We start from the raw sequence: 12,547 nt of genomic DNA, 5'->3' as shown, positions 1-12,547 counted from the left end.
CCCGGCGAACCACCGTTTCTTCCGGCGGTCTTCGCTGCGCGTATCGCGGCAAACGAAGGGGGCGAATCTTAGCGCGCTTCGTATCGTCGGCGCAAGTACAAAACCGCCGCAAGACAAAAAAACGGCGCGACTTCCGTCGCGCCGCAATCTTCCGCCTACCGGCCAATTCAGCTTTTCGATCCACCCTTCGATGGCTTCTTGAACATCGCCTTGCAGAGTGGCGATAGTTCGTCGTAATGCTGCTTCATGCACGTCGTGATTTTCTCCTTATTAGGAATCTCACTCGCGCAGAAATGAAATGCATCGCTGCGACACGCATGATCTTCTTCGTCCTGTGACGCGCCATAGCCCGGCAAGGCCGCCAGCGCGAGCGTGATCGTCGCGGCCCAAAACACGCCTACACGCATCGAATATCGGAACCGTTCAGGTTTAGTCATGTCGCGATCCTCGTGTTGATTGTTTTGAAAGAGGGTCTGCAAGCGTCGTTCCCGGCACGACGTTTGCACCATCCTTCCACAAGCCACCACATGAGGCGCCGCCACTCAGGCGGCGAACCGAACATGCGCTCCGACAATCCCCAACTCGCCCGCAGCACATCGACCCTCGCTGCGGTGCTCCTACTCCTCTCACCGTTCGCTGCCCATGCTGACGACAGCGCAAGTCCCTGCGCCGCGCTAAAGCGTATCGTCGCGGCCGCACCGCAACATTTCACATCGCTGAGCGCCGATGACGGCCGCGCCGTCGCCCAACCTTATAGCGACGATGCCCAATGCGCAGCCGCGCACGGCACTTATCAATGCACATGGAGCACACGTAACGCCGAAACCGGGTCTGGCACGGCCGCGCTCGAAGGCGTGGGCGCCGATATCGCCTCGTGCCTGCCGAGCGCCACCCACGACGCCAACACCCCAGGCCGGCAGCACTTCTATCTGGGCGAACGCGGCAGCCGCACGGAGATCACCGCGCAAACCGACGGCGCAACGCGCGTGAAACTGACCGTCTCGCGGCAATAGCCGAACGCCGTTCGTGGCTCTATGCGCCCCGTGGCGTCGCGCCCTTGCGCCCGCCACCCGCAGTGCGCGCAACGCCATGCCGCCGTCCGGTCAGCACGGTCTGCACGATCACGGCCGCGAGCAGGAACGCACCACTCGCGAGATTCTGATAGTACGGACTGAGCGTGCCCACCTGATTGATGACGTTGTCGATCACCCCCAGCAGCAGCACGCCCGCAAGCGGCCCGGCCATCGTGCCGACGCCGCCCGTGAGCAGCACGCCGCCGATCACAGCAGCCGCGATTGACTGCAACTCATAGCCCGTCCCCGCCGCCGCGAGTCCGGAATCCAGATGCGAAGCGAGCAACGCTCCGGACAGTCCCGCCAGCGCGCCCGACAAACCATAGGCCAGCACCTTCACGCGCTCCACCCGCACGCCAAGCATGCGTGCGGCTTCCTCATTCCCGCCGATCGCGAAGATCGCCGCACCGAAGCGCGTGTGATTGAGCAGCAGCGCGCCGAGCGCATAGACCACCGCCAACAGCCAGATCAGATTGTTGAGCCCAAACAATGAGCCGTTGGCGATATGGGTGAAGAACCCCGGATTAGCGATCAGCAGATCCTGACTCGCGAGTACGAGCGAGAAGCCCTTGAGCCCAAGCAATGCGGCAAGCGTCACGATGAATGGCGCCATGCGTGCGCGCGCGATCAGCAGGCCATTGACGATGCCGATGACAAACCCGGCCATGACGGGCGCAAGCATCGCCGCGCCCCAGCCATACGGCGCGGCATAGGCGCAGAGCACAGTGCCGAGGCCGACCATCGAACCAACCGATAAATCGAAGCCGCCGAGGATGATCACGAGACTCTGCCCCACGGCGACGAGCCCGAGGAATGCGCTGTTCGAAACGATATCGGCAAGATTGGCCGGTCGCAGGAAGTCGGGAAAGACGAGGCCCGCGATCAGCGCGACCACCACGAGCATGCCGATCGCACCGCGCGACTGCACGAGCGCGATGATCTGCGCGCGACGGCTTGCACGCGGTGCGGCGGAAGACGACGAAGCGTCCATTGCGTCCTTGGCCATCGTGTCAGCCTCCCGAACGTTGCAGATAAAGCGCAACGATGATGAACACCGCCTTCAGGATCTGCGCATAGGTAAAGCTGACGTTGTTCATGATGAAACTTGCGTCGAGCACCTGTAGCAGCAGCACGCCGAACACCGCGCCGACGATTGAAATGCGCCCGCCCGACAACGGCGTGCCGCCGATCACCGAAGCCGCGATCGCGTCGAGTTCGAAGTTCACGCCCACGTAGTTCGGGTCCGCCGCACCGAGCCGCGACGAGGCGAACAAACCCGCGAGTCCGGCCAGCGTGCCGCTGACCGCATAGACGAGAAACAGCGTGCGGCGCACCGGAATGCCCGCGAGGAACGCGGCGCTGCGGCTTGCGCCCACGAGTATCGTGTAGCGCCCGAAGGTCGTGCGGCGCACGACGAACGCCACCACGGCGGCGAGCGCCAGCGCGATCAGCATGACGACAGGCACCGGACCGAGCGCACCCGCGCCGAGCAGATCGAAGGCCGGCGCGTCGGGCAGGTTTACGCGCGAACCGCCGAGCAGCGCCTGCGCGAGCCCGCGCGCGGCAACCAGCAGCGCCAGCCCGGAGATCAGCGGATCGATGGCGAGCACCGCGACCAGCGCGCCATTGCACAAGCCGGCCAGCGCGCCCACCGCGACTGCGCCCACCAGCGCAGTGCCCACGCCATACGGCAGGAAGACGGCGACCGACGCACTCGCCAGCGCCATGACCGAGCCGACCGAGAGATCGATACCGCGCGTCGCGATCGCCAGATTCTGGCCAAGTGCGATCAGCACGATCGGCGCGGCCTCGAACAACAGGCTGCGTGCCGCGAATGGGTTCGAGAAGCCGGGCGTAACCGCCAGATTGAAGAGGACCAGCGCGGCAAGGGCGAAATAGACACTGTGCTCGCGCAGCACGGTCAACCAGGCGGCACGCCCGCGCGCGGATTCACCCGATGCACACCGTGCTGGGATATTCGAGGGGCTCAAGCGTTCCTCGTTCGATTCAAGATTGCTCGCCATCGCGATCTGGTCCTTGCAGTCCTTGCGGGTCTTGCACACTCTGCCCGGCCAGCACGGCGAGCACGTCGTCGGGATGCGCGCCCGCCGTGGGCATGCCGCCCTGCGTCGCGCCTTCGTTGAGCATCACGAGCCGGTCGGTCAGCGCGAGCAACTCCTCCATCTCCGAGGACGTCACCACCACCGCCAGTCCCTCCTGCGCGAGTTGCTGCACCACGCGATGCACCTCCTCTTTCGCGCCGACGTCGATGCCGCGCGTCGGATCGTCGAGCAGCAGGACATCGGGGCGGGTAGACAGACAGCGCGCGATCAGCGCCTTCTGCTGATTGCCGCCGGAGAGCGTCGTAATGAGCGCGCCGGGCCCTGCCGTCTTGATGCCCAGACGCGCGATCGACTCGCGCACCACTTGCGCTTCCTTGGCGCGCGAGATGAAGCCGAAGCGCGCGATGCGCGGCAACAAACTCGCGACGATGTTCTCGCCCACCGAAAGCCGCGGGAAGATGCCCTCGGCGCGCCGGTCCTCCGAAAGAAACGCGAGACCGCGACCAATCGAGCGCGCGGGCGTCGCGTGCGTGAGCAGCGCGCCCGCGAGTTTCACGTCGCCCGCGTCGGCCTTTTGCGCGCCGAAGATCGTCTTGAAGGTTTCCGTGCGACCCGAGCCGAGCAGCCCGGCCAAGCCCACGATCTCGCGCGGCGCCACCCGCAGCGACACGTCGCGCACGCGGTTGCCCCATTGCAGGCCGTCGACCTGGAGCGCGGGCGTCGTGTCGGCGTTGGCGTCGGCGCGGCCCGAGCGATCGGCCCACGCGTGCTCACCGGCGCTCTCGCGTCCGAGCATCGCGGCGATCAACGCGCCGCGCGGCAACTCCTCGGGCGTGCCCGTGCGCACCACGGCGCCGTCGCGCATCACCGTGAAGCGGTCGCACAGGCGATAGCACTCCGATAGCCGATGGCTCACGAACAGCAGCGCGATGCCTTCGGCGCGCAAGCGCTCCACCACGCCGAACAGCACGTCCACTTCCGCGCCGCTCAGCGCCGAGGTCGGTTCGTCGAGGATCAGCACGCGCGCACCCAGCGAAACGCCGCGCGCGATCGCCACCATCTGCTGCGCGCCCAGCCCCAGCGTGCCGAGCTTCGCGGCCGGATCGACAGCCAGCCGATAGCGCTGCACGATCTCTGCCGCGCCATCGAGCATGCGCTTTCTATCCGTCAGGATGCCGAATCGTTTTGGTTCGTGACAAAGATAGATATTGTCGGCGACGCTGCGCTCGGGAATCAGGTTGATCTCCTGATACACGGCGCACACGCCCGCGCGTTGCGCGGCGCGCGGACTATCGAACGACACGTTCGCACCGTCGAGCGTCAACGCCCCGACATCGGGCTGATGAAAGCCCGTGAGCACTTTGATGAGCGTCGATTTGCCCGCGCCGTTTTCGCCGACGAGGCCGTGCACCTCGCCCGCACGCAGCGTGAGCGAGACGTCGCGCAGCGCGCGCACCACGCCGAAGGTTTTCGACACGCCGTGCGTTTCCAGCACGGCGCGCGGCCCGGCCTGAGGAGGAGAGCTTTCGGATACGTCGCGGGCTGCGCTCATCGTCGTCGCCTCGCCGCCGCTCAGTAGACTTTGCCAGCCGCGAGCGAGGTCTTCGCGTTGCTCTTGTCGAACAGCGCGTCGTCCATGATCTGCTTTTGCGGCACCGGTTTGCCCGCGAGCCAGTCCTCGAGCGACTTGAAGGCGAGCGGACCAAAGCGCGGATTGGTCTCGACGTCGGCGGCCACCGTGCCCTGGTCGATATCGGTGACGATGTCCTTGGTGCCGTCGATCGACACGATCTTCACGCCCTTGAGCTTGCCTGCCTGGCGCAGCGCCGTGATCGCGCCGATCGTCATGGTGTCGGCGTGGGTGTAGACGGCGTCGACGTCCGGATGCGCGAGCAGAATCTGCTCCATCACCTTTTGCGCCTCGGTGGTGGACCAGTTGGCCGTTTGCGCCGCGGCGATCTTCATGTTCGGGTAGGCCTTGAGACCGGCCGCGAAGCCATCGGTGCGCTGGCTTTCGACCGTATTGCCGTAGCCGCCCTGGATTTCGGCGATCACGGCCTTGCCGCCGGTCGCGTCCGCGAGTGCCTTGGCGGCGCGCTCGCCCTGCTTGTAGAAGTCCGAGCCGAGGAAGGTGATGTAGTCCTGGCAGAAGCTACCCGCCGTCAGCCGGTCGATCGTCACGACTGGAATGCCCTTGGCGCGCGCCTGGGCGAAGGCGGGCTGAAGGCCAGTGGAATCGTTCGGCGCGATGATGAGCGCCTCGGCGCCCTGATTGATCATGCTCTCGATATCCGCGACCTGTTTGGCCTGGTTCGCGTTCGCATTCGTATAGAGCAGGCGCTTGACGCCCGCCGCCTTGGCCGCTTCGCGCACCGACGCCGTTTCGGTCGCACGGAACGGATTCTGTTCGTTCTCCGACTGCGAAAAGCCGACCACCATGTCGCTCAGCTTCTTGCCGCCGGGTTTCGGGTTGGTGCAGGTCTCGCTGGAATTCGACTGGACTTTCTGCGCGCCGGCATCGGACTGCGCGTAGGCGCTACCCGACACAGTGGCGGCGAGGGCCGCGCACAAACCGGCGGCAATGAGAGCGGACTGGATTCGTTGACGACGCATGGCTGTCTCCTGTCGGCGGCACTCGACGTCTGGACGTGCGGTGCGGCCCCATGCAAAGCGATGAATGACGTTGGCGGGTCGGGCAGCGCCCTGCCGCGGCTTTGTTGTCTTCCTTTCTTGTCTTTCTTCCCGGCGTCAGGTGCATCGCATTCCCATGCTCGACACACTCATACGCCTCGTTATTACCTGCGCTGCTTCAACTAATATTACCAGTCGATTTCAGGAGATATTAATGAGGGTATTCACGGGGGCCGTGGCGCTCGGCGCACCGACGGAAGCACGCTCGATCAGTGGGCCGTCCAGCTTCACGGTGCGTTGGCGCACCGGCGCGCCGGCGCTGCGGTTCTGCTCTTCCTGGAGCAGCGTGTCGACGGCCCAGCGGCCCAGCTCGTAGTTCGGCAGCACAACCGTGGTGAGCGGCGGATGGGTGTGGCGCGCGATTTCCTGATCGTCGTACCCCATCACGGAAACGTCCTCGGGCACGCGCAGGCCGAGCTGTTTGAGCGCCTCGATTGCGCCGATCGCCATCAGGTCGTTGGCGCAGAAGATCGCCGTCGGCGGCACCGGCTCGCGCATGAGCGAGAGCGTGAGTTCGAAGCCCTTGTCCGGACTCCAGTCGCCATCGCGCACGAGGCGCGGATCGAATGGCAGATCGGCGGTCGCCAACGCCTGGCGATAGCCCTTGAGACGGTCTTTCGCTGCGTCCTGCCAGGTCTCGCCGTTGATGAAGCCGATGCGCCGGTGACCGGCCTCGATCAGATATTCGGTGGCCGTATGGCCGCCCGCCACCTCGGCCGGCACGACGGAGGACAGCGCGTGATCCGAGGCGTAGCAATTGAGCAGCACGGCGGGCACCTTGAGCAACGCGGGCGGCACGGTGACCTTGCGGGTGTAGACGGTGGCATAGATCACGCCGAGCACGTTGGGCATGGCGAGCGTTTGCAGCACGCGCTGCTCCATCTGCGCGTTGCCGTGGGTCGAGAACACCGCGAGCACGCAGCCCGCATTCCAGGCGGCGTCGCGCGCGCCGTCGACGCTCACGACCGGATGCGGGCTGGTGGAGATTTCGTCGGCGATATAGACGATCAGGTTGCGCTCGCGCGCCGGCGCGGGCGGCTGGGCCGCGCGCACCGGCAACTGGTAGCCGAGCGACTGCGCGACCTCGTGGACCTTGTTGCGCGTGGCCTCTGACAGTTTGGCGCCGACCGCGCCATTGAGCACGAGCGAGACAGTCGATTGCGACACGCCCGCAGCCTTCGCGATGTCGGTCATGGTCGGGCGGCGCTGGGTCGATTTTTTCATCGGATGCGTGTGAGCTTGCGCAGCCCGGCGGCAGTGGCACAGCCAGGTCCCGGGCGGGCGCTGGTGGGCCGAAGCGTAGCATTAATATTTTGGCCGAACAATTGGCGTAAGTCGGCATGACATCCACGTCACGACTCCCCGGATTCGCGACTATATTATTTTTTATTAGTAATATTCATCGACCATGCTGGCTCGCTTCACTCATCCCGGAGATCGCGCCTTTGACCGCCGCCCCGACGCCTCGCTTCGACGCCGCAGCGCTCGATGATGGACAACTCGTCACGCTCTCGCATGGCGAATCACATGCGTTGATCGCGCCGCAAGTGGGAGGCTCGATCGCAGCCTGGTACGACGAAGGCAGCGCAAGCGGCGCCACACAGCACTGGTTGCGCCCCGCCACGCGCGAAGCCATCGACGCGCGCGACCCGCTCGGCATGGCGAGCTTTCCATTGATGCCCTATTGCAACCGCATTCGGGACGGGCGCTTTCGTTTCGAGGGCGAAATGATCGACCTGCCGAGCGGCACCGGCGCGCTGCGCCACGCGCTGCACGGCCACGCGTGGCGGCGACCGTGGCGCGTCGAGTCGCAGGCCGCCAATACGGTGACGCTGCATTTCGCGCACGAGGCGCCGGCGCACGGCAAGGAGGGCTGGCCGTTCAGTTATGAGGCACGCCAGTCCATCACGCTTGACGAAGCGGGGCTGTCGGTGCGCCTCTGGGCGCGCAATCTGGGCACGCGCACCATGCCATTCGGCTTCGGCCACCATCCTTACTATCCGAAGACGCCGGGCACGCGGCTTTCTGCGCGCGTGCGCGCGATGTGGGAGATCGATGCCGAGGTGCTGCCGGTCTCGCTCAGCGCGCATCCGGCGGTCGACGCGCTCGAACACGGCCTGATCGTCGACGACTTCGATCTCGACAACAACTTCTCGGGCTGGCGCCGCGAGGCGTTGATCGAATGGCCGGACGAAGGCCGCCGGCTGACCCTGCGAGCGGGCGCGCCGCTCGACTTCTTCGTGCTCTACAGCGCCCAGGGCCTACCGTGGTTCTGCGCCGAGCCGGTCAGCAACACGACGGACTGGCTCAATCTCCAGCTCGACGGACTGGCGGGCCGCCTCGATGTGGGCGGCGCGGCGCTCGCACCCGGCGAGACCGTGGAAGCGAAACTGGCGTGGCAGCCGGGGCGCTTCTAGCTTGGGCTGAAGCGCCCACTCTGCGCGCGTCGCCGCGTGTCACATCCCCGATGGGGGATGCACGCCGGCCTGCGGCGCGCCGTATCCACCCGCCTGGCTATTGTTCGGCAGACCATTGGCGAGCTGGCCGCGCGGATCCGTCGGCCCGACCGGCAGTTCGCCCGCCTGACGATTGCCATGCGTCGGGTATTCGCTGCCGAGCGGCGCGTTGGGCATCAGCGCGAGGCTGTTTTGCGGCGAACGCAAGTCGTCATTAGCCGATAACTGCGCCAATGCGCTACGCGCGGGTAAGCCCGCCGCGAGCGCAACCGTCAAGCCGAGCGCGCCCACGCGCGCCATGAAAAAAAGCGTCCGGGTCTTCACGTCGATCTCCTTCAAGCCTGCATTCGCACCGGCAAAACGTCGCCAGCACAAGTTCGACACGCCGCCACGCGGCACATGCGATCGAAGATACGCACGACGCGCACGCGCGGATGCGCCTCGATAATGTCCCCGATATCGCGTAAGGCCGCAGGCGAGTAGGATGACGTCCAGAGTTCGTATAGCGAATTTGTGTACGCTAATCGCCACACTTTGCACGGAACCGCACCCAGCGCCGGATCACAGGGTGCGGTCGAAACAGGAGACACCTTTCATGAGCCGCAGTGCCGTCAACGTCCAGACGTTCATCAACGAGCATCCCTTCTCGCCATTCCAGTGGTTCATCTTTCTGATGTGCTTCGCCATCGTGCTGCTCGACGGTTTCGATACGGCGGCCATCGGATTCATCGCGCCCTCGCTGCTCGGTGAGTGGGGGCTCGCCAAACCCGCGCTGGCACCGGTACTGAGCGCCGCGCTATTCGGTCTTGCCTTTGGCGCGCTCGCCTCGGGGCCGCTTTCCGACCGGCTCGGCCGCCGAGCCATGCTGCTCGGCTCCGTGCTGGTCTTTGGCGTAGCCTGTCTCGCCTCGGCATTCGCCGGCAGCATCGACCATCTGGTCTGGCTGCGCTTCGCGACCGGCGTGGGCCTGGGCGCGGCCATGCCGAACGCCGTCACGATGATGGGCGAATACTGCCCCGACAACCGCCGCGCGACCATCATCAATCTGATGTTTTGCGGCTTTCCGCTGGGCGCGGCGTTCGGTGGCTTTTTGGCCGCGTGGATGATTCCGCACTTCGGCTGGCGCAGCGTGCTGATGCTCGGCGGCGTAACGCCGCTCGTGCTCGCCATTCCGCTTGCGCTGCGCATGCCGGAATCGGTGCGCTACATGGTCGCGAACCAGCGGCCGGCCGAGCGCATTCGCGCGGCGCTCGCGCGCATTTCCGCCGATGCCCGGGATGCGCAGTCGTTCACCATGACCGAGACCGCGCCTCACGCCGATGGCAAGGGCGTCGGCGTCGTGCTCTCCGCGCGCTATGTCGTAGGCTCGGTGATGTTGTGGGTCGCCTATTTCATGGGCCTCGTGATCTTCTACGCGTCGATCAACTGGATGCCCCTGCTGCTCAAGGACGCAGGCCTGCCGGCCGCGCGCGCGACGCTGATCTCGGCGCTGTTCCCGCTCGGCGGCATCGGCGCGGTGGTGTGCGGCGTGCTGATGGACCGCTTCAACGCCAACCGGATCATCGCGGCGTGCTACGCGCTGACCGCACTGTCCGTCTGGCTCATCGGCCAGGCCGTGGGCAATGTGGGCGCGCTCGTGCTCGTCGTTTTCCTCGCGGGTGTACTGATGAACACGGCGCAATCGTCGATGCCCGCCCTCGCCGCGGCGTTCTATCCGACCCAGGGCCGGGGCACCGGCGTCGCGTGGATGCTGGGGATCGGACGCTTCGGCGGCATCGCCGGATCGTTCCTGGTCGCCGAACTGGCGCGTCGACACTTCTCGTTCGCGGGCATCTTTGCGACGATCGCAGTCGCCGGCCTCGTGGCCTGTGCGGCCCTGCTCGTGAAGCAGGCCGTGCGGCCCCACGCGATAGCCGCAGCCGCGGATGCGCCCAAGGAGTCGTTCGGGCATTGACCGGCACAGCGTCGCGGCGCGACGCGTCCGCACAATAAAAAGGGGCCGCAGATTCCACTGCGGCCCCTTTGTGTTTCAGCCTGCGATGACGAATGCGCGGGCGCGGATCAGAACTTCGGCAGCGGCCGGTTCGTCAATCCGCCTTGCACGGCGTCGTGCGCCACGCCCGAAGCTGCCGTAGCAAAGTTCCAGGCCAGATTGATCGGATGGACCTGGTTCGAGGCATCGGTCAACGTGCCGGTCACGCGCACCGCGTAAATCGTGTTGCTTGCAAGCGGCGCGTAAGGCACGCAGAGCGCGGCATTCGACAACTCGCCCGGCGTGGTCTGCGGCGTTTGCGCGAGACACGGAACGTTGGTGCCGTCGGTGGCGGTGATGGTGAAACTCATCGAGCTAAGCGTCGAGCCAAACGCGCTCTGGATCGTCACCGGATAGCCAACCGTAGTCATTTCGTACTGCGTTGCACTGGCAAACGGATTCGGATCTTCGTTGGCGAACCAGCTTGTCGGCACGCCCTGCTGGCCGGCATAAGGGTAGGCAACGAGCGTCGTCGCCGACAGCGTATCGGCGCTATTGCTGCCGAAGTCGATATTAAAGGCCTCCCAATTTGAGTTCGCCATGTAGCCGACGCCCATCGAGGTGAAGCCGTCGAGCATGACAATGCGATGGAAAGGGGCATCGAAGAGCGTCGCGACCGGCGACACGCTGTCAGTGAAGGCGGCGGGCTGACCGGCCACGACCACTTCGCCCATCATCGTGAAGGTGCCTTCGGCCTGGATGCGCGTCTGCGGATCGGCGCCCGTGAAGCCTGTCTTGCCTGCCGTCTCGGTATGGCCGTAGGCCTGGTTGTCGACCAGATAGGTCGCGTGATCGCCCGACGCGGTCGCGAGGCCAGCATTGGCCGGCAGCGCCACAAGACCGGCATTCTGGCGCACGGCGTTGATGTAGGCCGTGCCGTCGGAGGCGGCGTTGCCGCTCGCGCTGGGCAGCGCGGTGGGGTGCGACGCCGGCGTGATCAGCACCGCGCCGTTGAGCGACGGACTCGACTGCGAAGTCGTCGTGGTGGTCGTGGGTTGCGCCGCGCTGCTATTGCCGTTCGAGGAGTTGTTGGTCGCCGTGCCGCCCGAGCCACCGGACGAGCCACCACCGCCGCCACACGCGGCGAGCAAGGCGGCAGCGAGCACCGCCACCGCTTCGAATCTGAGACTGGAAAACCGCATATCGTGCCTTGTAAAGGTTCTTCGTGAAGCAGCGTCGGCCAATCTGCCGACACCGGATCAGGCGCGCCCACCCTGTGCTGCTCCAGGTCTTCTTGACCCTGAATTCGGCCTTCGCTTTTCATTTGTCTACAGAAAACGATGACGCGAAATTGATTGCGCGTCCTGACTAACGGCAGGTCGCGCAACGAACTTGAGTGGAATCAGCAGAGGGGAAAAACAGGCACGTTTTACCGGTTTCGCCGGCAAAACGCGCGATTATGCAGGAATGCAAAGAGGGCTGGAACGGCAATTTACATAGCGTTTCAGCGACGATTCGACTGAAGATTGAAGGTCGAATGCGGGGAGTTTTATCTGAGTTTTAATTCGATGTACTTGCTATCTTTCTTCGCTTAACCACCGAGAGCGGCGAGGTTGAGTGTGTACGACTGACCAATCCACACGGCCGCATCGCGATGATCGCGCAGCGCGTCGCCGGTGTTGGGATGCACGAAAACGTCGAGTTTGCCGTGATTGACCACGAGCCATGCGAACACATGCGCAAACTGCCCGGTCGTTATCGCGAGTTGATACGACCACATCGGATGCGGACCGACCGGACGCTCGTGAAAACGGCCGATTTCCACGGCATCGCCAAGTTCGGCAGCGATGGTTTCTCGCAAGGCCCACGCTGTGTCGCGAGTGTTGGCATCGAAATAAATATGGGCGTGCCAGCTGGCAATGTTGGCAGGATCAGCAAGTTTCATGGTGAGCGTTTGAAGGGCGAAGAGTCGATACAAACCGCTATTTTGCCGCGAAATGAACTTTGGCTCGTGCTCGAGTGCCGTGATTTAATCCGCTATTTCCCACGGCGATTGAATAGGTATCCTTGGTAAATTCTCGCCTTCCCTGGCGGGTAAAAAACGTCCAGCATACGCTGGACGTTTTTTACAAATCACAGGCTTTCGCTCACTTGAGGAACAGCCGATACGCTGGATTCTGCGTCTCTTCCCAATGCGGATAGCCGAGCGTCGCGAGGAAGCGACGGAATTCGGCGTCCTCCGCGGCGGGCACCTGGATGCCCACCAGGATCGAGCTGTAATCCGCGCCCTGG

At 64.9% G+C, this 12,547-nt stretch carries 13 protein-coding genes; 3 read left to right on the top strand and 10 right to left on the bottom strand.

The window, feature by feature from the left end:
• Positions 1 to 167 precede the first annotated feature (167 nt).
• The gene (locus tag U5782_RS40840) at positions 168 to 479 is read right to left on the bottom strand and encodes a hypothetical protein (protein WP_415914500.1); all 312 of its coding nucleotides are present in this window, start codon (positions 477 to 479) and stop codon (positions 168 to 170) included.
• Positions 480 to 560: 81 nt separating this feature from the next.
• Here U5782_RS40840 and U5782_RS40835 point away from each other — a divergent pair, with 81 nt between their 5' ends.
• Entirely contained in the window at positions 561 to 1,013 is a 453-nt protein-coding gene (locus tag U5782_RS40835) for a hypothetical protein (protein ID WP_322049547.1), read from the top strand.
• 19 nt (positions 1,014 to 1,032) lie between these two features.
• On the opposite strand, the gene U5782_RS40830 is transcribed toward U5782_RS40835, so the two are convergent.
• The 5 genes from U5782_RS40830 to U5782_RS40810 form a co-directional block, all read right to left on the bottom strand.
• Complete coding sequence (locus U5782_RS40830; RefSeq protein WP_322049546.1) at positions 1,033 to 2,079, bottom strand: ABC transporter permease; 1,047 nt, start codon at positions 2,077 to 2,079, stop codon at positions 1,033 to 1,035.
• A gap of 4 nt (positions 2,080 to 2,083) precedes the next feature.
• A complete protein-coding gene (locus tag U5782_RS40825; RefSeq protein ID WP_322049545.1) occupies positions 2,084 to 3,097 on the bottom strand; it encodes an ABC transporter permease in 1,014 nt (337 codons plus the stop codon).
• On the bottom strand, positions 3,081 to 4,688 hold the full coding sequence (locus U5782_RS40820; protein ID WP_322049544.1) for a sugar ABC transporter ATP-binding protein: 1,608 nt from the start codon (positions 4,686 to 4,688) through the stop codon (positions 3,081 to 3,083). The genes U5782_RS40825 and U5782_RS40820 overlap by 17 nt, the downstream gene beginning before the upstream one ends.
• 20 nt (positions 4,689 to 4,708) lie before the next feature.
• Positions 4,709 to 5,749 carry an ABC transporter substrate-binding protein gene (locus U5782_RS40815; protein WP_322049543.1) on the bottom strand — a complete coding sequence of 347 codons (1,041 nt, stop codon included), beginning with the start codon at positions 5,747 to 5,749 and terminating at the stop codon, positions 4,709 to 4,711.
• 219 nt (positions 5,750 to 5,968) lie between these two features.
• The gene (locus U5782_RS40810; protein ID WP_322049542.1) at positions 5,969 to 7,051 is read right to left on the bottom strand and encodes a LacI family DNA-binding transcriptional regulator; all 1,083 of its coding nucleotides are present in this window, start codon (positions 7,049 to 7,051) and stop codon (positions 5,969 to 5,971) included.
• Between the two features lie 221 nt (positions 7,052 to 7,272).
• Between U5782_RS40810 and U5782_RS40805 the strand changes: the two genes are divergently transcribed.
• On the top strand, positions 7,273 to 8,244 hold the full coding sequence (locus U5782_RS40805; protein WP_322049541.1) for an aldose 1-epimerase: 972 nt from the start codon (positions 7,273 to 7,275) through the stop codon (positions 8,242 to 8,244).
• A 39-nt stretch (positions 8,245 to 8,283) separates the two neighbouring features.
• Here the strand turns inward: U5782_RS40805 and U5782_RS40800 are convergent, their stop codons facing one another.
• Positions 8,284 to 8,583 (bottom strand): hypothetical protein, encoded by a 300-nt coding sequence (locus U5782_RS40800; protein ID WP_322049549.1) that lies wholly within the window; start codon positions 8,581 to 8,583, stop codon positions 8,284 to 8,286.
• 295 nt (positions 8,584 to 8,878) lie between these two features.
• Between U5782_RS40800 and U5782_RS40795 the strand changes: the two genes are divergently transcribed.
• Positions 8,879 to 10,237 carry an MFS transporter gene (locus U5782_RS40795; protein WP_322049540.1) on the top strand — a complete coding sequence of 453 codons (1,359 nt, stop codon included), beginning with the start codon at positions 8,879 to 8,881 and terminating at the stop codon, positions 10,235 to 10,237.
• 107 nt (positions 10,238 to 10,344) lie between these two features.
• On the opposite strand, the gene U5782_RS40790 is transcribed toward U5782_RS40795, so the two are convergent.
• From U5782_RS40790 to U5782_RS40780, 3 genes are all read right to left on the bottom strand, one after another.
• Complete coding sequence (locus tag U5782_RS40790) at positions 10,345 to 11,457, bottom strand: CAP domain-containing protein (protein WP_322049539.1); 1,113 nt, start codon at positions 11,455 to 11,457, stop codon at positions 10,345 to 10,347.
• Positions 11,458 to 11,846: 389 nt separating this feature from the next.
• Positions 11,847 to 12,200, bottom strand: a complete 354-nt coding sequence (locus U5782_RS40785; RefSeq protein WP_322049538.1) for a DOPA 4,5-dioxygenase family protein — start codon at positions 12,198 to 12,200, stop codon at positions 11,847 to 11,849.
• Positions 12,201 to 12,402: 202 nt separating this feature from the next.
• Positions 12,403 to 12,547 (bottom strand): hypothetical protein (locus U5782_RS40780; RefSeq protein ID WP_322049548.1); only part of this gene is annotated, 145 nt, incomplete at its 5' end.

Source organism: Paraburkholderia sp. J67, from assembly GCF_905220265.1.
Classification (GTDB): Bacteria; Pseudomonadota; Gammaproteobacteria; order Burkholderiales; family Burkholderiaceae; genus Paraburkholderia.
Note: the sequence above shows the minus strand (reverse complement) of the source record. Positions and strands in the feature narration are given on the sequence as shown.